The sequence below is a fragment of the Micromonospora maritima genome (assembly GCF_902825405.1).
Classification (GTDB): domain Bacteria; phylum Actinomycetota; class Actinomycetes; order Mycobacteriales; family Micromonosporaceae; genus Micromonospora; species Micromonospora maritima.
Map to the genome: position 1 here is coordinate 15382 of NZ_CADEAU010000007.1, position 20061 is coordinate 35442.

A 20061-nucleotide genomic window follows, 5' to 3' on the forward strand; every position below is an offset into this window, starting at 1 on the left:
CGAGGGGTGTGTCATCGGGCCGCCGGGGGTGGTCAGATGTGGTCAAGGGCACCCGTAACGGACAAAGCTCTACGACGTTGTCGGTGCCGGCACGTCCCTACCCACCGGTTCGCCGTCGCCCACCGCGCCGGCCAACTCCACCGTCGCCGGGGCCGGAGCGGGCTCGCCGGTCAGCGTGAGCATGCCGAAGGCGGCGCGGACCGCCACCGGGGTGCCGTCCTCCCGGTAGCAGTAGATGCCGACGTCCAACGGTGCGTTCATCGAGGCCGAGGTCGAGTCGACGGCATAGCACCTCCCGGTGACGCCGGTCGGCGCGTCGGCGGGGGAGACCGACAGGGGGGCGCGCCTGTCGGTGAGCACCTCCAGCCAGTCGGTGAACGGGTGCTGCACCCGGGGGTCCAGCCGGCGGGGCACCGCGTCGTCGGCGTCGCCGAGGCGTACGCAGGAGGCCGGCTCCGCCCGGCCGGCGGAGGGCAGGGCGCACTGGAACAGCCCGTCCGAGGTGGCGGCCAGCGAGACGTCCACCGTGCCGTCGTGTGCCCAGCGCGGCACGTCGACCCGCCAGCTGCCGTCGTCGGCGCTGGTCACCGCGACGGTGCGGGGAGTGCCCCCGGTCGGCGTGAAGGCGTACGTGGCGGTGTAGTGCCGGTCCTGCGCGGCGGCGGCCACCCCGGCCAGCTCGTCGCGGGCGGCGTCGACCTGCACCGGGACCGGGTCGGGCCCGCCCGTCGGGGCCGCCGCCGGCGGGTCGGCGCCGCAGCCGGCCAGCAGCGTCGGCAGGAGGAGCGCGAGTACGCCGATACGTCCGGGGACCGCGCGTCGATGAGCGTGCACCTGGTCATTCTGCTGGCTGGTGGTGGCCCGGGTCAGCCCACCGTACGGCTGTACCGCTTGGCGTGTCCGTGGTCCGCGGGGCCGGTGAGCCGCCCCACGCCGGGGCCGGATGGTGGGATCACCCGACCCGGCGTCGCGGCCCGACCGATACCCTGAGGAGGTCTGACACACGCCGCCGGACGGAAACGCCCGGCGGCGTCGGCACGCTCAGGGTCGTCGCTGGGAGGGAGCGCACCGTCGTGGCACTCGTGGTGCAGAAGTACGGCGGGTCCTCCGTCGCCAACGCCGAGCGGATCAAGCGGGTGGCCGAGCGCATCGTGGCGGCCCGCAAGGCGGGCGACGACGTGGTCGTGGTGGTCTCCGCCATGGGCGACACCACCGACGAGCTGCTCGACCTGGCCAACCAGGTGAGCCCGCTGCCGCCGGGCCGCGAGCTGGACATGCTGCTCACCGCCGGGGAGCGGATCTCCATGGCGCTGCTCGCCATGGCCATCCACAACCTGGGGTACGAGGCCCGCTCGTTCACCGGTTCCCAGGCCGGAGTGATCACCACCTCGGTGCACGGCCGGGCCCGGATCATCGACGTCACCCCGGGGCGGCTCAAGGGCGCGCTGGACGAGGGCGCGGTGGTCATCGTCGCCGGCTTCCAGGGCGTCTCGCAGGACACCAAGGACGTCACCACGCTCGGTCGGGGCGGCTCCGACACCACCGCCGTGGCGCTCGCCGCCGCGCTGCACGCCGACGTCTGCGAGATCTACACCGACGTGGACGGCATCTTCTCCGCCGACCCGCGGATCGTGCCGAACGCCCGGCACATCAAGCAGATCACCTACGAGGAGATGCTGGAGCTGGCCGCCTGCGGCGCGAAGGTGCTGCACCTGCGCAGCGTCGAGTACGCCCGGCGCGCGGGCTTGCCGATCCACGTCCGTTCGTCATACTCGACCAACACCGGCACGATGGTCACCGGATCGATGGAGGACCTTCCTGTGGAACAGGCACTGATCACCGGGGTCGCCCACGACCGCAGCGAAGCGAAGATCACGATCGTCGGCGTGCCCGACGAGCCGGGCGCCGCCGCCTCGATCTTCGACACCGTGGCCGGCGCCGAGATCAACATCGACATGATCGTGCAGAACGTGTCCACCGAGGGCACCGGCCGCACCGACATCTCGTTCACGCTGCCCAAGGCGGACGGCCCGACCGCGATGACCGCGCTCAGCAAGATCCAGGAGTCGGTCAAGTTCAAGGGCCTGCTCTACGACGACCACGTGGGCAAGGTCTCGCTGATCGGCGCCGGCATGCGCTCGCACCCGGGTGTCGCCGCCGGGTTCTTCGCCGCGCTCGGCGCCGCCGGGGTGAACATCGAAATGATCTCCACCTCGGAGATCCGGGTCTCCGTGGTCTGCCGGGACACCGACCTCGACAAGGCGGTCCGGGCCATCCACGACGCCTTCGAGCTGGGTGGTGACACCGAAGCCGTCGTCTACGCCGGCACCGGGAGGTAGCGCGGATGGCGTCGCTGCCCACCCTCGCCGTGGTCGGGGCGACAGGTGCCGTCGGCACGGTGATGTGCCAGATCCTCTCCTCCCGCCGCAACGTGTGGGGTGAGATCCGGTTGCTGGCCTCCGAGCGGTCGGCCGGCCGCCGGATCCGGTGCCGGGGCGAGGAGCTGACCGTCCAGGCCCTCACCGCCGACGCGTTCGACGGTGTCGACGTGGCGATGTTCGACGTGCCGGACGACGTCGCGGCCGAATGGGCGCCGGTCGCGGTGACCCGCGGCGCCGTGGTGGTGGACAACTCAGGCGCGTTCCGGATGGACCGGGACGTGCCGCTGGTGGTTCCCGAGATCAACCCCGAGCAGGTGCGCAACCGGCCGAAGGGGATCATCGCCAACGCCAACTGCACGACCCTGGCGATGATCGTGGCGATCGCCCCGTTGCACCGCGAGTACGGCCTGCGTGAGCTGGTGCTCGCCTCGTACCAGGCGGTCTCCGGGGCGGGGCAGGCCGGGGTGGACGCGCTGCACCTCCAGCTCGGCAAGATCGCCGGGGACCGGGTGCTCGGCTCCCGCGCCGGCGACGTGCGCCAGGCCGTCGGTGACGAGCTGGGCCCGTTCCCGGCGCCGCTGGCGCTGAACGTGGTGCCGTGGACCGGCTCGCTGGCCGACGGCGGCTGGTCCTCCGAGGAGCTGAAGCTGCGCAACGAGTCGCGCAAGATCCTCGGCCTGCCCGACCTGAAGGTCTCCGCCACCTGCGTCCGGGTGCCGGTGGTGACCGGTCACTCGGTCGCGGTGCACGCGGTCTTCGCCACCGAGGTGGACGCCGAGGGCGCCCGCGAGGTGCTGCGCAACGCGCCGGGCGTGATCCTGGTCGACGACCCGGCCGCCGGGGAGTTTCCGATGCCCATCGACGCGGTCGGCACCGATCCGTCCTGGGTGGGCCGCATCCGCCGCGCCGTGGACGACCCCAGAGCCCTGGACCTCTTCGTCACAGGCGACAACCTCCGCAAGGGCGCCGCCCTCAACACGGCCCAGATCGCCGAACTCCTCGCCAAGGCCCTGACCCCCTGACCCCCTGCCCTCCCCTTGCCTTTCGCGATCTTGAACTTTGTGCCCGGACATCGAGGACGTAAGCCGCGAAACGGGGGCCGCAAGTGCAAGATCGGCGATGGGGGGGAGCGCGGGCGCGGTCAGGCGGCGGAGAGGTGGATGCCGTCTCGGCCGTGGCGCTTCACCGCGTAGAGAGCCTGGTCGGCGCGGTGCAGGGTGCGCTCGGGTGTCTCGCCGGGGCGGGGCAGCGCGACGCCGACGCTGATCGTCCGGCCGGTGCGCCGGGCCGCCTCGGTCAGCCGCTCGGCGATCCGCACCGCCTCCTCCGGGCGGCTCACCTCGATCACCGCGACGAACTCGTCGCCCCCGGTCCGGTACAGCTCGTCGCCCTGCCGCAGCGCGCCCTCCAGTGCCCGGGCCAGCCCCACCAGCAGCCGGTCGCCGGCCTGGTGGCCGTACGTGTCGTTGACGTCCTTGAACCCGTCCACGTCGATCGCCAGCAGGGCGGTACGCCCCGGCGTGGCGCGGGCGATCCGCTGCCCGAACGACCCGGTGTGCCGGAGCCCGGTCAGCGGGTCGGAGTCGGCCTGCTCGCGCAGCCGGGCCAGCGTGCGCAGCCGGTCCCGGCAGGTCCACGCCTGCCCGGCCAGCAACTCGATCAGGTTGACGGTGGTCGGGTCGGGGCGTAGCAGTCGCTCGTCGGCGACCAGCAGCACCCCGCCGGCGGTCGGCGTGCCGACCGGCACCGCCACCAGCGTGCGCGCGCCGGCCCGGGTCAGCGGCAGGTACTCCTCGGTCGGCGGATGCCCCGCCTCGCCCAGCGTGTACGCCGAACCGTACCGGTGGGCGCGGTCGATCATCCGGTCCAGCGCGACCGGACCGGCCTCCGCCAGCTCGGCCCGGATCCGCGCCTCCAGCTCGCCGGGGGTGTCGGTGGGCGCGTTCAGCCGGGGCCCGCGCCGGCCGGTGAGCACCAGCACGGCCACGGTCAGCGCGGACACGTCCCGGGCGGCGGCGATCGCGGCGGTCGTCAGGTCCCAGTCCGTCGGCGCGGCGGTGAACGTGGCCGCGTGCCGGAGCAGCTTCTCGCTGCGGCTCTCGGCCGGCGGGCCGCCGAGCGCCGCGATCCGGGCGCCGAGCCGGTCGGCCAGGCGTTCGGCGGTCTCCCGCCACGGCGTCAGCCCGACCGGCTCGCTCCACTGGAGGTCGAGCACGCCGATCGGGTGACCGTCCGGGTCGCGTACCGGCACGCAGAGTTCCGCGGTGACGTCCGGCCGGACGGGCAGGTAGTCCGGGTCGGCGGACACGTCGGGCACGGCGGCGGTCCGCCCGGAGGCGTAGACCCGTCGCACCACGGACGGCTCGGGCCGGTGGCGGGTCGGCGTCCCGTCGGTGGTGGCCGGGACGTGCGAGAAGACCTGCCAGGCGCCGGTCGCCGCGACGCACCGCAGCCGGTCGTGGACCCGGAGCAGGATCGTCGCGGTCGCCGGTGTGTGCCGGGCGAGCGCGGCGACGGTCCACTGGCACGCCTCCGGCACGGTCGACGCCGTGGGGAGGCGCGCCGTGACGTCCCGGAGAACTCGCTCGTGATCCACGTCGTTCCTGCTCGGAGGGGGTCGGGTGCGATCAAATGTACTCAGCGCGGAGGCTGTCGACCTTCGTACACATGTGCTATCCACAGGCTGTGGACGCGGCCTGTGGGTATCTGCGGGCCTGCGCGGCGCGGCCCGGCGGCGATAGCGTGGAGACCCCGGGCCCCCGAGGAGGCGCCGATGCTCATCGCCCAGCTCAGCGACCCGCACGTGACCACCGGCCCGCTCGCCGCCGAGCCGGCCTCCGGGCTGCACCGGGCGCTCGGGTCGGTGCTCGCCCTGCGCCCCCGGCCGGACTGTGTGGTGATCACCGGCGACCTGACCGACAACGGCCGGCCGGACGAATACCTCGCCCTCCGCGAGATCGTCGGGCGCTTCCCGTTGCCCGTGCACCTGGCCACCGGCAACCACGACGACCGCGAGTCGTTGCTCGACACGTTCGGCGGCACCCCCTACCTGGCCGGCGGGTTCTCCGCGCACTACCACGTCGACCACCCGGACGCGACGCTCGTGGTGCTCGACTCGCTCACCGCGGGCAGTTCCGGCGGGCGGCTCGGCGACGAGCAGCTCGACTGGCTCGACGGGGTGCTCGCCGGCCGCCCGGAGGCGCCCGCCGTCGTGTGCCTGCACCATCCGCCGATCGCGGTGGGCGTCCCGGCCGCCGACGCGATCCGGCTCGCCGACGGGGACGCGCTCGCCGCCGTGGTCGCGCGGCACCCCCACGTCGTACGCGTCGCCGCGGGCCACCTGCACCGCCCGGTGACCAGCGCGTTCGCCGGTACGGTGCTGACCACCGCGCCGAGCACCTGGGTGCAGGCGAGCCTGACCATGACCGACGAGGAGGAGATCGGCCTGGTCGCCGAGCCGACCGCGTTCCTGCTGCACCGGGTGGCCGACGGCGGCTGCGTCACGCACACCGTCCAGGTGAGCCACGCCGCGGGGCGGACCTGCTGGTACTGACGCAGGTGCCGCTGCTCTGGTACGTCGCGTACGGCTCCAACCTGCACGCCGCGCGGCTCGACTGGTACCTGCGGGGCGGGCGCCCGCCGGGCGGGCTGCGCACGTACCCGGGCTGCCGGGACTGCCGACCACCGGAGCGGACGGTCGCGGCGCTGATCCCCGGCGGCGTCTACTTCGCCGGCGAGTCCCGGGCCTGGACCGGCGGCATGGCGTTCTACGACCCGGGGCTGCCGGGTCGGGCGGCGGCGCGGGCCTATCTGGTGACCGTCGAGCAGTTCGCCGACATCGCGGCGCAGGAGATGTACCGGCCGCCGGGCGCCGACCTGGCCGGCATCCGGGCGGCGGTCGCGACCGGACGGGCCACGCTCGGGCCGGGCCGCTACGAGACGCTGCTGCGGGTCGGCGAGCGCGACGGCCTGCCGATGCTCACGTTCACCGCGCCGCACCGGGCGGTGGACGTGCCGTGGAGCCGGCCGGCGCCGGTCTATCTCGGCATGCTGGCGCGCGGGCTGCGGGAGGCGCACGGCTGGGACGCCGCGCGGACCGTCGACTACCTGGCCGGTCGGCCAGGGGTCGCCGGGCGGTGGACCCGACCGGCGCTGCGCGGGCTCGTCGGCACCGGCTGAAACGCGGCGGCGATTTGTCCCGGTGCAACCGGCGACGCCGGCCAGCCCGTCATCCAGCCGTAGGGTCCCCGGGAAGGAGCGGCATGCGGGCCGAGGACGAAACCGAGTACGTGGCGTACGTGCGGGCGCGGCTGCCCGTGCTGCACCGCACCGCGTACCTGATCTGTGGTGACGCCCACCTGGCGGACGACATCGTGCAGACCACGCTGACCAAGCTCTACCGGCACTGGCGGCGCGCGGCCGCGGCGGAGGACACCGACGCGTACGTCCGGCGGATGCTGCTGCGCACCTACCTGGACGACCGCCGGCGCGGCTGGTTCCGGATCCGGCTGCTGCCACAGGCGCCGGACCGGACGGCCGCCCGGAGCCCCGACGTCGAGGAGCGGGACACCGTCCGGGACCTGCTCGCCGGCCTGCCGCCGGCCCAGCGGACCGTGCTGACCCTGCGGTTCCTCTGCGACCTCCCGGTCGCCGAGGTGGCCGACCTGCTCAACTGCTCGACCGGCAACGTGAAGAGCCACACCTCGCGCGGGCTGGCGAAGCTGCGCCACCGGCTCGACCTGGAGACCTGCACCGACAACCGAGCGGGAGGATGACATGGCCTGGGACGAGGAGCGGGCGGCCACTGTCGTCCGCCGCACGCTGCCCCGGACGGACGTCCCGCCCAGCCGCGTCGACCTGGACGCGGTGCTGGTCGCCGGCCGTCGGGCCGAGCGGCGGCGTCGCCGGCTGACCGTGACGCTCGCGGCGGCGACGGTGCTCGCGGTCGGGCTCGGGTCAGCGGCGGTGCTGGGCCGGGACGGGCACGGCCGGGGCATGGACCGGGTCACCGACCGGCCGCCCGAGATCCTGCCGACTCCGACCGTCGTGCCGCTCACCACGCGGCGGACCGGTGCCACCGCGCCCTGCGTCTACCAGGAACTGCCCGCTCCGGCCGGGGTGCGGCTCGGGCGGGTGCAGGCGGCCGACCCGACCGGCCGGTTCGTCGCCGGCACCGCGGTGGCCGGCGGGACAGCGGGCCGTTCTGCCTCCCGCCTGGTGCTCTGGGATCGTCGGCAGCCCGTCCTGGCCGACATCCCGAGCGAGGGAGGCGGCTTCGCCGACGTCGTCGCCGTCAACCCCGACGGCGTGGTCGTCGGCACGACATCGAGTCCGGAGGCCGGTCGGAGCGGGAGGATGCGATCGGTTCCGTGGGTCTACCGCGAGGGACGCGTGCGGGAACTGGCGGTGCCTGCGGGATACGACGAGGCCACCGTCCGGGCGGTCAACCGGAGAGGTGACGTCCTCGGGCTCGCCCAGATCCTGGCGAGTCGGACGAGTGCGGTGGTGGTCTGGCCCGCCGGCACGGACGGGACTCCGCGGATGCTCAACGACGGAGTGGCCGGCCGAGTGATCGGTTGGGGGGACGACGGCACCGTCGTGACCGTCGGGCCCGCCGATCCGGCCGGTCAGACGGCGTCCCGCGAACTTCTTCTCCTGCGGGCCGACGGCACCCGCGTCGTGTTGCCGCTGCCATCGGGCTGGGCTCCCGGGACCTCGTGGGGAGACCGTATGTCGATGCGGGGCGACTGGCTGGGCGGCATCATTCCCGGTGCCACCGAGAAGTCGCCGCCGGCGGTGTTGAACCTGCGCACCGGTCAGCTCGTCGTCTACCGTGGCCTCGACACCCGGAACCACTTCACCGTCGTGGTCGGCCCCGACGGGCGGCTGCTGGTCGGCGAGCCGGGCACGGGCTGGAAGCTGGTCGAGCGCGACGGCACGGTCCGGGCGGTGCCGCTGCCTCCGGGCGCGAACCCCGAGTACGGCCCGCAGCCGGTCATGGTCGACGACACGGGTGCGATCCACGGAACGGCCAGCTTCGACGACCCGGATCCGGCGAGCCGCCGCGGGGAGCAGCCGATGACGTGGCGGTGCGGGTGACCGTCCGGGCGGAACGTCCCTCCGACGGTGAGTCGAGTTCGGACAGTTGGCTACGGATGCCGGACCGTCGGGCGTGAACGACCGTTCGGTCGGCGACGGATGGTCCGCCGGGAGTTTTTCCGGTAAGGAAGGTTGCCAGCGCAACGGTTTCCGCGTGACATGAGCGACGGCGCCGGCTCCCTGGTCCCTGGGGGTCGGCGCCCTGCGTGCCACCGCGGAACGACAGCGTGTCCCGTGCGGGAATTCACCTGACCGTCATGTCGGACTCGTCGGGCAGACCGGTACGGGTCGCCCGGCGGGTCGAGGATTCCCGATACCGCCCCGGTCGACCTGCGGGCCGGTGGATGAGAAGCTACCCCCGGCGGGGCGGCGTTCCCCCGAGGGCCGCCTTCCGCGATCGACCCCCTGTCACGGCACGGATCAGGGTCGCCGGGCGAACCATCGTCCGGACACCACGCGCCGGTATCTCACGAGGAGTTCCATGTCCGTCCCCGGGATGCGCCGCCGGGCCGCCGTCGGCCTGGCCGCACTCGCCGTGACCGCATTCTCCGCGGTCGCCGTCACCCCCGACCAGGCCGAGGCCCACTCGAAGCCGGTCGACGTCCAGCTGCTCGCGATCAACGACTTCCACGGCAACCTGGAGCCGCCGAGCGGGTCCAGCGGCCTCATCGACGGCAAGCCCGCCGGTGGCGCGGAATACCTGGCCAGCCACCTGAAGGCCATGCGGGCGGCCGCCCAGCAGCAGGGCAAGGGCACGGTCACGGTCGCCGCCGGCGACCTGATCGGCGCCTCGCCGCTGCTCTCCGCCGCGTTCCACGACGAGCCCACCATCGAGGAGATGAACCTCGCCGGGCTCGAGTTCGCCAGCGTCGGTAACCACGAGTTCGACGAGGGCGCCGCCGAGCTGCTGCGGATGCAGCGTGGTGGCTGCCACCCGGTGGACGGCTGTGCCGACGGCACCCCGTTCGAGGGCGCCGAGTTCAAGTACCTCTCGGCGAACGCCTTCAAGACCAAGACCGGCCTGCCGCTGATGCAGCCGTTCGGCATCAAGATCGTCAAGGGTGTGCCGATCGGCTTCATCGGGATGACCCTGGAGGGCACCCCGAACATCGTCAGCCAGCAGGGCGTCGCCGGCCTGCGCTTCACCGACGAGGCCGACACCGCCAACAAGTACGCCAGGATCCTGCGGCTGCTGGGCGTCAAGAGCATCGTCGTGCTGCTGCACGAGGGCGGGGTGCAGAACGGCGGTGGCATCAACGACTGCACCGGGTTCAGCGGCCCGATCGTCGACATCGCCAACCGGATGGACCCGTCCATCGACGTGATCGTCAGCGGGCACACGCACGCCGCGTACAACTGCAACATCAACGGCAAGCTGGTCACCAGCGCCAGCTCGTTCGGCCGCCTGGTCACCGACATCAACCTGAAGATCGACCCGCGTACCCGGGACGTCGTCAGCGCGTCGGCCAACAACGTCGTGGTCACCCGGGACGTCGCCAAGGACCCGGCCTCGACCGAGCTGATCAACAGGTACAAGACCGCCCTCGGCCCGGTGGCCGACCGGGTGGTCGGCGAGACCACCACGGCGATCACCAAGACCCAGGAGAACCTGTACCAGACCGGGGTCGACGCGAACGGCAAGCCGACGTACCAGACCGGTGAGTCGCCGCTGGGCAACCTGATCGCGGACGCCCAGCTCGCCGCCACCGACACCGAGCAGAACGCGGTCGCCGCGTTCATGAACCCCGGTGGTGTCCGCGCCGACCTCGACGCCGGCCCGGTCACCTACGCCGAGGCGTTCACCGTCCAGCCGTTCGCCAACAACCTGGTGACGCTGGACCTGACCGGCGCCCAGCTCTACTGCATGCTGGAGCAGCAGTTCACCGTGGCCCGGGTGCTCTACGCGTCCTCGACCGTGAACTACGTCGTCGACGTCAACGGCACCACCGCCCCGGCCGGCACCCCGTGCGCCGGCACCCGGGTGGTCCGGGGCAGCCTCACCATCAACGGCACCCCGGTGACCGACACCGCGACCTACCGCGTCACGGTGAACAACTTCCTCGCCGGTGGCGGCGACGGCTTCAGCGTCCTGACCGGTGGCACCAACGCGGTGACCGGCCAGATCGACCTGGACGCCTTCACCGCGTACCTGACCGAGAAGTCGCCGGTGTCCGCGCCGGCGCTGGACCGGATCCGGACCACCGCGGAGGTTCCCGCCGCCTGACGGCGCCGCACCACCGAACGGGCCCCGGAGCGACGCTCCGGGGCCCGTTCCGGTCTGCCATGCTGGCGCGATGAGTACGAGCTGGCGTCATCTGCCCGCCCCGGCCCGCGAGATCGCCGTGGCCGCCACGGACGCGGTCGACGCCGCCCGGGATCGGGACGCGGCCGCGTACCGTCCGGCCGTCGAACGGCTCGCCGCGGCCGACCGGGCCGGGCTGGTGCTCGGCGGCGCGGTGCGCCTGCTGCTGGAGGAGGGGCACCCGGACGGGCTGGACGGCGACGACGTACGCCAGATCCTGGAGCGCTGCGCCCGGTCGGCCGCCACGTGGTGGCCCGAGGTCGACCCGCACGTCCTGCTGGTGCTGCTGGCCGGCGCGCTCGGCGTCTACGACCCCGGCGACGACGAGAACCCGCCCGACCCGGCGGCGGTCGCCCGGCACGCCCCGCTGCTCGTGGCCGACCTGCTGGCGGTCACCGGGCGCCCGTTCGCCGACTACTTGAGCGCGGCGTTCGCCGAGGTGGCCCGCACCGAGTTGCACGACTGACCGGCCGGCCCGGTCACGGGCTGGCGGCCAGGAACACGAAGGCGGCGAGCAGCACCAGGTGCACCCCGCCCTGGAGCACGGTGGCACGGCCGGGCACCACGGTCAGCACGCCGGCCACCGCGGTCAGCGCGAGCAGCGTCATCTGCGTGCCGCCCAGGCCCAGCAGCAGCGGGCCGTCCAGCCAGATCGACGCGATCGCGATGGCCGGGATGGTCAGGCCGATGCTGGCCATGGCCGAGCCGAGGGCGAGGTTGAGGCTGATCTGCACCCGGTCCCGCCGGGCCGCCCGGGCGGCGGCAAGCGTCTCCGGCGCCAGCACCAGCAGGGCGATGACCACACCGACGAACGCCTGCGGCAGGTTGGCCGCCTGGACGGCGGACTCGATCGCCGGGGAGATGGTCTTCGCGTCGCCGACCACCGCGACCAGCGCCACGACCAGCAGCGCCAGGCTGGCCAGGGCGGTACGCGTGGACGGCGGCTCGGCGTGCCCGTCGCCGTCGCGGTCCTCGGCCATGATGCTGCCCTCCTGGGTGACCGGGAGGAAGTAGTCGCGGTGCCGGCCGGTCTGCACCATCACGAAGAGCAGGTAGAGGGCCAGCGAGGCGACCGCCGCGAAGGCGAGCTGCGCCGGGGAGAACTCCGGGCCGGGGCGGCTCGTGGTGAACGTCGGCACCACCAGGCTGAGCGTGGCGAGGGTGGCCACCGTCGCGAGGGCCCCGCCGGTGCCCTCCGGGTTGAACACCGCCACCTGGCGGCGCAGCGCGCCGAGCAGCAGGGCCAGGCCGAGGATGCCGTTGCAGGTGATCATCACGGCGGCGAAGACGGTGTCCCGGGCCAGCGCCTGCGTCTTGTCCCCACCGCTGATCATCAGGGTGACGATCAGACCGACCTCGATCACGGTGACCGCGACCGCCAGCACCAGTGAGCCGTACGGCTCACCGACCTTGTGGGCCACCACCTCCGCGTGGTGCACGGCCGCCAGCACGGCGGCGGCGAGCAGAGCGGCCACCACGAAGATGAGCACAGCGGGCAGTTCCCGGCCCCACGTGACCACGAGCAGGAGCACGGCGACCAGGGGTACGACAGTGGTCCAATCGGTCAGGCGGGATCGGATCATCGCTGGCATCCGTCAACCATGCCAGGTGAATCGATCAACCGCCCGTGGCCGGACGCCTTCGCACCGTTTTTGGCCCGGTCCCGCCCGACGTCACGACCGCCGCCCGGGTTGCCCACCCCGACGATGCAACGGTCCACACCGCTCGGACGTCCCGGTTGCAGGAGGTGGCCGATGGCTGGTGTCGAACCCGCGTTCGAGGAGTTCGTCCGGGCACGCTGGGCGGCGCTCGTCCGCTACGGGTACGTGCTCACCGCGAACCCGCACGACGCGGCCGACCTGGCACAGGAGGCGCTCGCCCGGCTCGGGGCGGCGTGGCCGCGGGTGCAGCGTCGGGACAACCCCGAGGCGTACGTCCGGACCACGATGGCGCGGCTGCACATCAGCCGGTGGCGGCGTACCCGTCGGGAGCGGCTGGTGTCGGACGTGCCCGATCGCCCGGTGGACGACCCGGCGATCGAGCGGGTCGGCGCGGCGGAAGAGCTGTGGCCGGCCGTGGCGGCGCTGCCGCCGCGGCAACGGGCGGTCCTGGTGCTGCGGTACTACGAGCATCGTTCGGACGACGAGATCGCGGAGCTGCTGGGCGTCTCCCGCGGCACCGTCCGCAGCCAGGCCGCCCGTGCCCTCGACAAGCTGCGCGCCAACGCGGCCCTGCACCAGCAGCCCACGGTGGGGAGGCGAGGATGACCGACGAACTCGAGCAGCGGCTGACCACGACCCTGGAGCGGGCGGCGGAGTTCGCCCCGGTGCCGGCGTACGACCCGGTCGGGGCGGTCCAGGTCCGTCGCCGGCACCACCGGCGGCGGCGGGTGGCCACGGTCGCGGCGGCGGTTCTGGTGTTGACCGGGGCGGCCGGCGTGGCGGTGCGCCACCCGTCCGGCCCCGAGCCCCGCCCCGCTCCCGGGCTCTCGTTCTCGCCCGACCGGATCCCCGACTTCGCCCGGCTGCCCGACCCCGGGCGGGTGTGGCCGGGTGCGGTGCACACGCTGCCGGCGACCCTGCCGGACGGCCACCGCTACGGGGTCGCCGCACTGCTCGGCGACGACCGCTACCTGGTGGCCCGCGACGGCTTCGTCGGCGTGGCCACCCCCTCGATCTTCGACTCCCGGCGCGGCACGCTGACCGAGATCGGCGGCCCGGCGGTGACCGACGGACTGGTGCGGCCGAGCGTCCTGATGGCCCGCAGGGTCGGCGGACAGGTGATCTGGCTGCTCGAAGGCACCCGGAGGGACCGTTGGGGCCGGGAGCTGTGGGTGGCCCCGCTCGACGGCGGGGCCGCGCGGCTGCTGACCACCGTGCAGGCGCCGCGTTTCACCGTGGCCGGGGACCGGGTCGTCTGGGAGTACGAGGTGCCGGGCACCGCGGAGCGGCCCGGCGGCCTACTGGTCGACGTGCGATCGGTGCCGCTGGCCGGGGGGCGCGTGACCCAGATACCCGACAGCGACGGGTTCAGCCTGGCGTTCGTGGGCCCCTGGATCACCGACCAGCGGATCGGCACCGGGCTGACGGCCCGCGACGCGGGTGTGCTGCGCAACCTGGCGACCGGGGAGCGGCTGGACTGGCGCGCGAACCCCGATCTCCGGTACGTGCAGTGCAATCCGGCCTGGTGCAGCGGGCGGGGCGCCGACGGCTCGCTGGGCCTGCAGGAACTGGACGGGACCGGCCTGGTGCGGCTGCCGTATCGGGGAACGTTGCAGGCGACCGCCGGCGGCCGGGTGGTGGTCGGCGGCCTGAGCCTGCCGGCCGGCGTCGCCACCGTCGTCTGGGACCGGGCCACCGGGCGGGCGGCGGCGACGGTGAACGCCCTTCCCGAGGGCCACGACGGCGAGGCGGGCCCTCAGCTCCAACAGTTGTTCGACTGGGAACCCGAGGTGCTCACCCTGCGTACGACGGAGGCGGAACTGGTCGTGTTCGACCTGCGGGTGATCCGGTGAGCAGGGCGGGCAGGTCGGTGAGGCGCGCGAACGAGGGCCCGTCCCAGCCCGGGTCGGTGTCCTGGTGCTCCGTGGTCCGCAGCACGGTCATCCCGACGGCGGCGGCCCCGGCCAGCTCACCGTCCGCGCCGTCACCGACGTAGACGCAGTCGCCCGGAGCGACGCCCAGCCGCTCGGCCGCGTGGCGGTAGATCGCCGGGTCGGGCTTGGCCAGCCCGACGTCGCTGGAGAAGACCGCGACGTCGAAGCGGCGGGCCAGCGGGGTCTCGACCCACGCCTCGGCGGTCTCGGCGGTCGCGTTGCTGATCAGGGCCAGCGGGTGCCCGGTGCCGCGCAGCGCGTCGAGCACACCCAGGGCGGCGGGCGACACCCGGCCGAGCACCCGGCGCGCCAGCGCCCGGCGGTGGTCGGCGGCGCGGCTCACCTGCTCGTCGGTCGGCGTGCCGCCGAGCCGGCCGGCGAGGATCCGGATCGTCTCCTCGACGTCCCAGCGGACCAGCCGGTCCCGCCAGGTCGCGTGGTACGCGGCGACCAGCGCGTCCGGCGGTACCCCGACGACGAGCGCCATCTCGCCGACCACCCGGTCACGTTCGGCGTCGGCGCCGTGGACCAGGGTGTGGAAGAGATCGAAGATCACCGGCCGGGCCATGCGGGCATCCTACTGAGACGACGACGGCCGTCACCCAGCGTGTTCCGGAGACGTGGAACGCGCTTGCCGCGGGCGGCCCGGTGGAGGAAGGGTGCGGGGCGTGACCCGGTCTCCCCACGGCTTGACCATCCCGTCAGGTCTCTCCCCCCGACGCCGTAGCCTGCTGACCGAGCTGGCGGCCCGGAACGACGCCGATCACGGCGACGACCTGCTGGGTCTGGTCCTCTCCGGTTCGGTGGGCCGGGGTGTCGCCACCGAGCGCTCGGACCTGGACGTCTACGTCGTGCTCACCGACGAGGGCATGGGTGGCCGCAGGACGACCCGGTCCCCTGACGTCGACGAGATTCCGGTCCCGCTGTCCCAGTTGGAGCAGGTGCCCCCGTTCGGGAGCGGCGGCTGGTGGTTCCGCTGGTCGTTCGCCTGGGTCCCGATCCTCCTCGACCGCACCGAGGGCCGGTTGCCCGCCGCGCTCCGGCGGACGGCCACGGTGACGCCCGACGAGGCAGAGGCGATCCTGGTCGGGTACGACCGCCTGGACGGGTGGCTGAACTACGCCTACCGAGCCCTCAAGAGCGACCGGGACGGGCGCGGACTGGAACGCCGCCTCGACGCCGCCGAGTCGGTGCCCTGGCTGCTGGACGTCGTCTTCACGCTGGCCGGACGGGTGCGCCCCTACCACAAGTACCTACCTTGGGAACTGCGCGAACACCCGGTGCCCGGGTGGGAGGCGGGCGAACTCCTTTCCCTGCTGGAGGCCACCCTGGACGGCGATCCGGCCGCCATCCGGACCACCTTCGCCCGGGTCGAGAGCCTCTGCGCGACCTTCGACGCCGAGCGTTCCGCGCCGGTGCTGCGCCCCGTCGTCGAAGGCTGGGGAGACGAGCTGCGGATCTTCCGGAAGTAAGGAGCGGAGGATGCACGAGAGGGCACATCCATGGATCGGATGTGCCCTCTCACCTGGTCGGGGTGGCCGGATTCGAACCGACGACCTCTTCGTCCCGAACGAAGCGCGCTACCAAGCTGCGCCACACCCCGAGGCGTGCCGACAAATAGTAGCCCACCCGCCTCCGTGGTCAAACTCGGTACCCCCGCCCCGCCGCCGGCGTCCGATCTTGGTACGCGGTCGCCCTCCCACGGGCGGGCGCGTACCAAGATCTGCCGAGCGATGCGTCAGCGGGAGATCAGGGTCAGGATGCTCGCCTCGGGCGGGCAGGCGAAGCGGATCGGGGCGGTGGGGTGGGTGCCCAGGCCGGCGGAGACGTGCAGCCAGGAGTCCGAGCCGGGCCAGCGGTGCAGCCCGCGCGCCATCGACCGGGGCAGCCCGCAGTTGGTCACCAGCGCGCCGTATCCGGGCACGCAGACCTGCCCGCCGTGGGTGTGCCCGGCGAGCAGCAGCCCGAAGCCGTCGGCGGCCATCCGGTCCAGCACCGCCGGTTCCGGCGAGTGCGCCAGGGCGATCGACAGTGCGGCGGAGTCCCCGACCGGACCGGCCACGGCGTCGTAGTCGTCCCGCTCGATGTGCGGATCGTCCACGCCGACCAGTTCGATCTCCCGGCCGCCGGCCTTGAGCGTGGTGCGGGCGTTGTTCAGGTCGGCCCAGCCGGCGGTGGTGAGGATGTCACGAAGCTCCTCGTACGGCAGCGGCACGCCCTCGGTGTACTCCCGGTCGGGGAGGAAGTAGGTGAACGGGTTCTTCAGGACCGGCCCGGTGTAGTCGTTGGAGCCGAAGACGAAGGCGCCGGGCAGGTCGAGCAGCGGTTGCAGGGCGCGCAGCACGCCGGGTACCGCCTCCGGGTCGGCCATGTTGTCGCCGGTGACCACCACCAGGTCCGGGTCGAGCGCGACAAGCGAGGCCACCCAGTCCTGCTTGCGGCGCTGGCCGGGCATCATGTGCAGGTCCGACAGGTGGAGCACGCGAAGTGGTTCGGCGTCGGTCGGAAGCACCGGTACGTCGTACCGGCGGAGGGTGAACAGGTTGCGCTCGACGAGCGACGCGTACGCCAGGGTGGCCGCGCCGACGGCGGCGGTCCCGGCCGCTAGCCGGAATAGTGTGCGCTTTCGCATGGCGTTCAGGGTAGTTTCACCGTCCATGAGCACGCTGAAGGACCGTCTCACCGCCGACATGCGCGCCGCCCTGAAGGCGCGCGACGAGCTGACCACCTCCACGCTGCGGATGGCTCTCGCGGCCGTCGGCACCGCAGAGGTCGCCGGCCGGGAAAAGCGCGAGCTCAGCGACGACGAGGTGCTCGCGGTGCTGACCAAGGAAGCGAAGAAGCGGCGCGAGGCGGCCACCGCCTTCGCCGACGCCGGGCGCGCCGAGCAGGCCGGCAAGGAGACCGCCGAGGGTGAGGTGCTGGAGCGCTACCTGCCGAAGCAGCTCTCCGACGACGAGCTGGCCGAGCTGGTCTCGGGGGCGCTCGCCGCGGGCGGCTTCACCGGCAAGGCACAGATGGGCCCGGCCATGAAGGCGGCCCAGGGCGCGGTGGCCGGCCGGGCCGAGGGAGGCCGGGTCGCCGCCGAGGTGCGCCGCCAGCTCGGCCTCTGACCGCCTCCGACCGCCTCCGACCGACGGAAACGGGCGGGCACCCGCTGGGGTGCCCGCCCGTCTTCGTCGCTCGCCGGTCAGCCGCGTGGGCGTCCCGGCCGGCCGTTGCCGTTGCCCGGGGGAGCCGGTGGCCCGCCCGGACCGGCGCTGTTGCCGGGCGTGGGCGTGCCCTGGCCGGAGCTGACCTCGATCATGACCACGCCGCCCTTGATGGTCCGCCCGTCCGGGCTGGTGCCGGCCGCGGTGCCGGCCGGGCACTCCGACGGCACCTTGTTGCTGGAGACCACCGGCTCGAAGCCGGCACCCTTCAGTCGGGACTTGGCGGTCTCGACGGACTCGCACTTCACGCCCGGGATCGAGCGCTGGTCGCCCAGGACGATCTTGCCGCTCGGCGGGGTGAAGTTCTTGCGCTCCTTGCCCTTCATGGCGTCCCGCAGGGTCTCGTAGACCGCCGGGTTGATGCCGTTCTTGACGTCGTGACCCATCTGCTGGGTGGTCTGGGCCCAGTCCGGGTCGGCCATGATGCCGGCCACCGCGTACTGCTTGGTCATGGCGACCAGCGAGGAGGTCTTCTCGCCGTCGGTGGTGCCGGACTTGCCGGCCACCGGCGCCTTCACGATGCCGCGGACGTTGCCGGCGGTGGCGGTGCCGCACTTGGAGGTCTCGGAGCGGTCGCCGACCGGGCAGCGGGCGGCGTCCACGGCGGCGCGGGCCACCTCGGTGCTGATCCGCTGCTCGCAGCGCGGCTTGGCGATGTCGAGCTTCTCGCCGTCCGGCCCGCGGATCTCCTGCACCGGGATCGGCTCGCAGTACTTACCGTCGGCGGCCAGCGTGGCGTAGGCGTTGGCCAGCTCCAGCGGGGTGGTCTGCGAGACGCCGAGGCTGAACGCGCCCCACTGGTGCGCGTTGGCGGCGAGCTGCGCGTCGCTGGACGAGCGGAACGAGATGCCCATCTTCTGCGCCGCCTTGACCGCGTTCTCCGCGCCGACCCGCTGCTGGAGGTCGATGAAGAACGTGTTCACCGAGAAGCCGAAGCCGCTCCACATGGTGTGCGGGCCGGCCATCGACTTGTTGGCGTTTCTCGGGCAGTACTTGCTGGTGCCCTTGCAGGCGGCCGGCGAGTTGAACTCGACCGGGTAGTCGGACTTGAACTCCTCCGGCGCGTTGATGGTGTAGCTGAGCGGGTAGCCCTTCTCCAGCGCGGCCACCAACGTGAAGATCTTGAAGGTCGAGCCGGCCTGGTAGCCGGCGATGCCGGGGCCGCCGGTGACCAGCGGGTTCACGGTATTGGGGTAGTTGCCCCGGATTTTCTTCTTCGCCTTGCGCGGGTCGCTGGAGAGCTTGTTCTGCGGGTTGGTCGGATCGTCGAGCTTGAAGTTCCGGTTCACCGCCACGGCCCGCACCCGGCCGGTGCCGGGCTCGACCACGGCCACCATCCGGGCCGCCTTGCTGTTCTCGCTCAGGTGGTTGCGCACCGCCGTGTCGGCGGCCTTCTGGGCCTGCACGTCGAGGCTGGTGACGATGCTGTAGCCGCCGCTCTTCAGCCGCCGCTCGCGGTCGTACGAGGTGCCGCCGAACGTCTCCTGCTGGAGCCACCAGCGGTAGAAGTAGTCGCAGAAGAAGCCCCAGGAGCGGGTGGTGGTCTGGACGCAGCCGTTCGGCGTGCGCTTGCCCCTGACCTCGAGCTTGACCTTCTTGGCGGCGTCCGCCTCGGCCTGGGTGATCGCGCCGATCTGCACCATGTTGTCGATGACGTAGTCACGCCGGCCGACCGCGTCCGGGTAGCCGGCCTTGGTGGTGGGGTTGAAGTCGGTGGGCGCCTTCACCAGGCCGGCGAGCATGGCCGACTCCTGGATGTCGAGCTTGCTCGGCGGCTTGCCGAAGTAGACCTGGCTGGCGGCGTAGATGCCGTAGGCGCCGTTGCCGAACGCGGCGATGTTCAGGTAGCGCTCCAGGATCTCGTCCTTGGAGAGCTCCTTGTCGACCTGGAGCGCCAGGCTCATCTCGCGCAGCTTGCGGGTGCTGGTGTCCTCGGTGGCGGCGACCACGTCGGCCGGGTGGGTGGCCGAGTAGGAGATGGCCAGCCGGACGTACTGCATGGTGAGCGTCGAGGCGCCCTGCCGGGACGAGCCGGCGGACTGGTTGTTGACGAACGCCCGGGCCACGCCGTTGAGGTCCACGCCGTTGTGCTTGTAGAAGTCGTGGTCCTCGGCCGCGACGATGGCCTTCTGCATGTACGGCGAGATGTCCTTGAGCTTGACGTCCTTGCGGTTCTCGTCGTACATGGTGGCCAGCGGCGTCTTGGCGTCCGAGGCCAGCAGGTAGGTGATCTGCGGGGCCCGGGCCACCGTCAGTTCCTTGGGCAGCGCGCCGAATGTCTCGGCACCCGCCTTGGCGGCAAGTCCGGACATCGCCACTGCGGGGAAGGCCGCCGCGGCGACCACCACGCCGGCCAGCAGGCCACAGATCAGTAGCGATGCGGCGTTGGTAAACACGTTGTGGTCACGTTTCCGCATCCAGGTCACCTCGACAGGGTACGCGAGCAGGGATCGGCGGGCGCGCGGGGAACTT

The 20061-nt window shown here is 72.9% G+C and carries 18 protein-coding genes and 1 tRNA gene; 12 read left to right on the forward strand and 7 right to left on the reverse strand.

The features are described 5' to 3' along the window. Positions 1–69 precede the first annotated feature (69 nt). Complete coding sequence (locus HUW36_RS02175) at positions 70–834, reverse strand: hypothetical protein (RefSeq protein WP_246247796.1); 765 nt, start codon at positions 832–834, stop codon at positions 70–72. 239 nt (positions 835–1073) lie between these two features. On the opposite strand from HUW36_RS02175, the gene HUW36_RS02180 reads away from it, so the two are divergent. Further along, the gene (locus HUW36_RS02180; RefSeq protein WP_174526517.1) at positions 1074–2339 is read left to right on the forward strand and encodes an aspartate kinase; all 1266 of its coding nucleotides are present in this window, start codon (positions 1074–1076) and stop codon (positions 2337–2339) included. Positions 2340–2344: 5 nt separating this feature from the next. Then, positions 2345–3403, forward strand: a complete 1059-nt coding sequence (locus tag HUW36_RS02185) for an aspartate-semialdehyde dehydrogenase (RefSeq protein ID WP_174526518.1) — start codon at positions 2345–2347, stop codon at positions 3401–3403. Between the two features lie 119 nt (positions 3404–3522). Here HUW36_RS02185 and HUW36_RS02190 read toward each other — a convergent pair whose 3' ends face one another. Beyond that, on the reverse strand, positions 3523–4977 hold the full coding sequence (locus tag HUW36_RS02190; protein ID WP_174526519.1) for a GGDEF domain-containing protein: 1455 nt from the start codon (positions 4975–4977) through the stop codon (positions 3523–3525). A 177-nt stretch (positions 4978–5154) separates the two neighbouring features. On the opposite strand from HUW36_RS02190, the gene HUW36_RS02195 reads away from it, so the two are divergent. The 6 genes from HUW36_RS02195 to HUW36_RS02220 all read left to right on the forward strand — a co-directional run bounded on the left by HUW36_RS02195 (position 5155) and on the right by HUW36_RS02220 (position 11248). Beyond that, entirely contained in the window at positions 5155–5934 is a 780-nt protein-coding gene (locus HUW36_RS02195) for a phosphodiesterase (RefSeq protein ID WP_174526520.1), read from the forward strand. A gap of 5 nt (positions 5935–5939) precedes the next feature. Then, positions 5940–6560 carry a histone deacetylase gene (locus HUW36_RS02200; protein ID WP_246247798.1) on the forward strand — a complete coding sequence of 207 codons (621 nt, stop codon included), beginning with the start codon at positions 5940–5942 and terminating at the stop codon, positions 6558–6560. An 83-nt stretch (positions 6561–6643) separates the two neighbouring features. After that, complete coding sequence (locus HUW36_RS02205; protein ID WP_174526521.1) at positions 6644–7156, forward strand: SigE family RNA polymerase sigma factor; 513 nt, start codon at positions 6644–6646, stop codon at positions 7154–7156. A 1-nt stretch (position 7157) separates the two neighbouring features. Beyond that, positions 7158–8480 carry a hypothetical protein gene (locus tag HUW36_RS02210; RefSeq protein ID WP_174526522.1) on the forward strand — a complete coding sequence of 441 codons (1323 nt, stop codon included), beginning with the start codon at positions 7158–7160 and terminating at the stop codon, positions 8478–8480. A 481-nt stretch (positions 8481–8961) separates the two neighbouring features. Next, positions 8962–10704 (forward strand): bifunctional metallophosphatase/5'-nucleotidase, encoded by a 1743-nt coding sequence (locus tag HUW36_RS02215; RefSeq protein ID WP_174526523.1) that lies wholly within the window; start codon positions 8962–8964, stop codon positions 10702–10704. Between the two features lie 70 nt (positions 10705–10774). Next, positions 10775–11248 (forward strand): hypothetical protein, encoded by a 474-nt coding sequence (locus HUW36_RS02220; protein WP_174526524.1) that lies wholly within the window; start codon positions 10775–10777, stop codon positions 11246–11248. Between the two features lie 13 nt (positions 11249–11261). On the opposite strand, the gene HUW36_RS02225 is transcribed toward HUW36_RS02220, so the two are convergent. Beyond that, complete coding sequence (locus HUW36_RS02225) at positions 11262–12365, reverse strand: calcium:cation antiporter (protein WP_217428751.1); 1104 nt, start codon at positions 12363–12365, stop codon at positions 11262–11264. Positions 12366–12536: 171 nt separating this feature from the next. Between HUW36_RS02225 and HUW36_RS02230 the strand changes: the two genes are divergently transcribed. Next, the gene (locus tag HUW36_RS02230; protein WP_174526526.1) at positions 12537–13049 is read left to right on the forward strand and encodes a SigE family RNA polymerase sigma factor; all 513 of its coding nucleotides are present in this window, start codon (positions 12537–12539) and stop codon (positions 13047–13049) included. Continuing rightward, a complete protein-coding gene (locus HUW36_RS02235; RefSeq protein ID WP_174526527.1) occupies positions 13046–14296 on the forward strand; it encodes a TolB-like translocation protein in 1251 nt (416 codons plus the stop codon). The genes HUW36_RS02230 and HUW36_RS02235 overlap by 4 nt, the downstream gene beginning before the upstream one ends. On the opposite strand, the gene HUW36_RS02240 is transcribed toward HUW36_RS02235, so the two are convergent. Beyond that, the gene (locus tag HUW36_RS02240) at positions 14238–14945 is read right to left on the reverse strand and encodes an HAD family hydrolase (RefSeq protein WP_174526528.1); all 708 of its coding nucleotides are present in this window, start codon (positions 14943–14945) and stop codon (positions 14238–14240) included. The two genes, HUW36_RS02235 and HUW36_RS02240, sit on opposite strands and share 59 nt — an antisense overlap. 100 nt (positions 14946–15045) lie before the next feature. Between HUW36_RS02240 and HUW36_RS02245 the strand changes: the two genes are divergently transcribed. Continuing rightward, positions 15046–15849, forward strand: coding sequence for a nucleotidyltransferase domain-containing protein (locus HUW36_RS02245; protein ID WP_174526529.1), 804 nt, complete (start codon positions 15046–15048; stop codon positions 15847–15849). A 54-nt stretch (positions 15850–15903) separates the two neighbouring features. On the opposite strand, the gene HUW36_RS02250 is transcribed toward HUW36_RS02245, so the two are convergent. Together HUW36_RS02250 and HUW36_RS02255 are read right to left on the reverse strand one after the other, a co-directional pair. Next, a tRNA-Pro gene (locus HUW36_RS02250) sits at positions 15904–15980 on the reverse strand. A 135-nt stretch (positions 15981–16115) separates the two neighbouring features. Then, positions 16116–17009: a metallophosphoesterase gene (locus tag HUW36_RS02255; protein WP_174526530.1), complete on the reverse strand. Its 894-nt coding sequence runs from the start codon at positions 17007–17009 to the stop codon at positions 16116–16118. A gap of 25 nt (positions 17010–17034) precedes the next feature. Between HUW36_RS02255 and HUW36_RS02260 the strand changes: the two genes are divergently transcribed. Next, positions 17035–17490: a GatB/YqeY domain-containing protein gene (locus HUW36_RS02260; RefSeq protein ID WP_174526531.1), complete on the forward strand. Its 456-nt coding sequence runs from the start codon at positions 17035–17037 to the stop codon at positions 17488–17490. Between the two features lie 77 nt (positions 17491–17567). Here HUW36_RS02260 and HUW36_RS02265 read toward each other — a convergent pair whose 3' ends face one another. Continuing rightward, positions 17568–20006 carry a transglycosylase domain-containing protein gene (locus HUW36_RS02265; protein ID WP_174526532.1) on the reverse strand — a complete coding sequence of 813 codons (2439 nt, stop codon included), beginning with the start codon at positions 20004–20006 and terminating at the stop codon, positions 17568–17570. Positions 20007–20061: the final 55 nt, after the last annotated feature.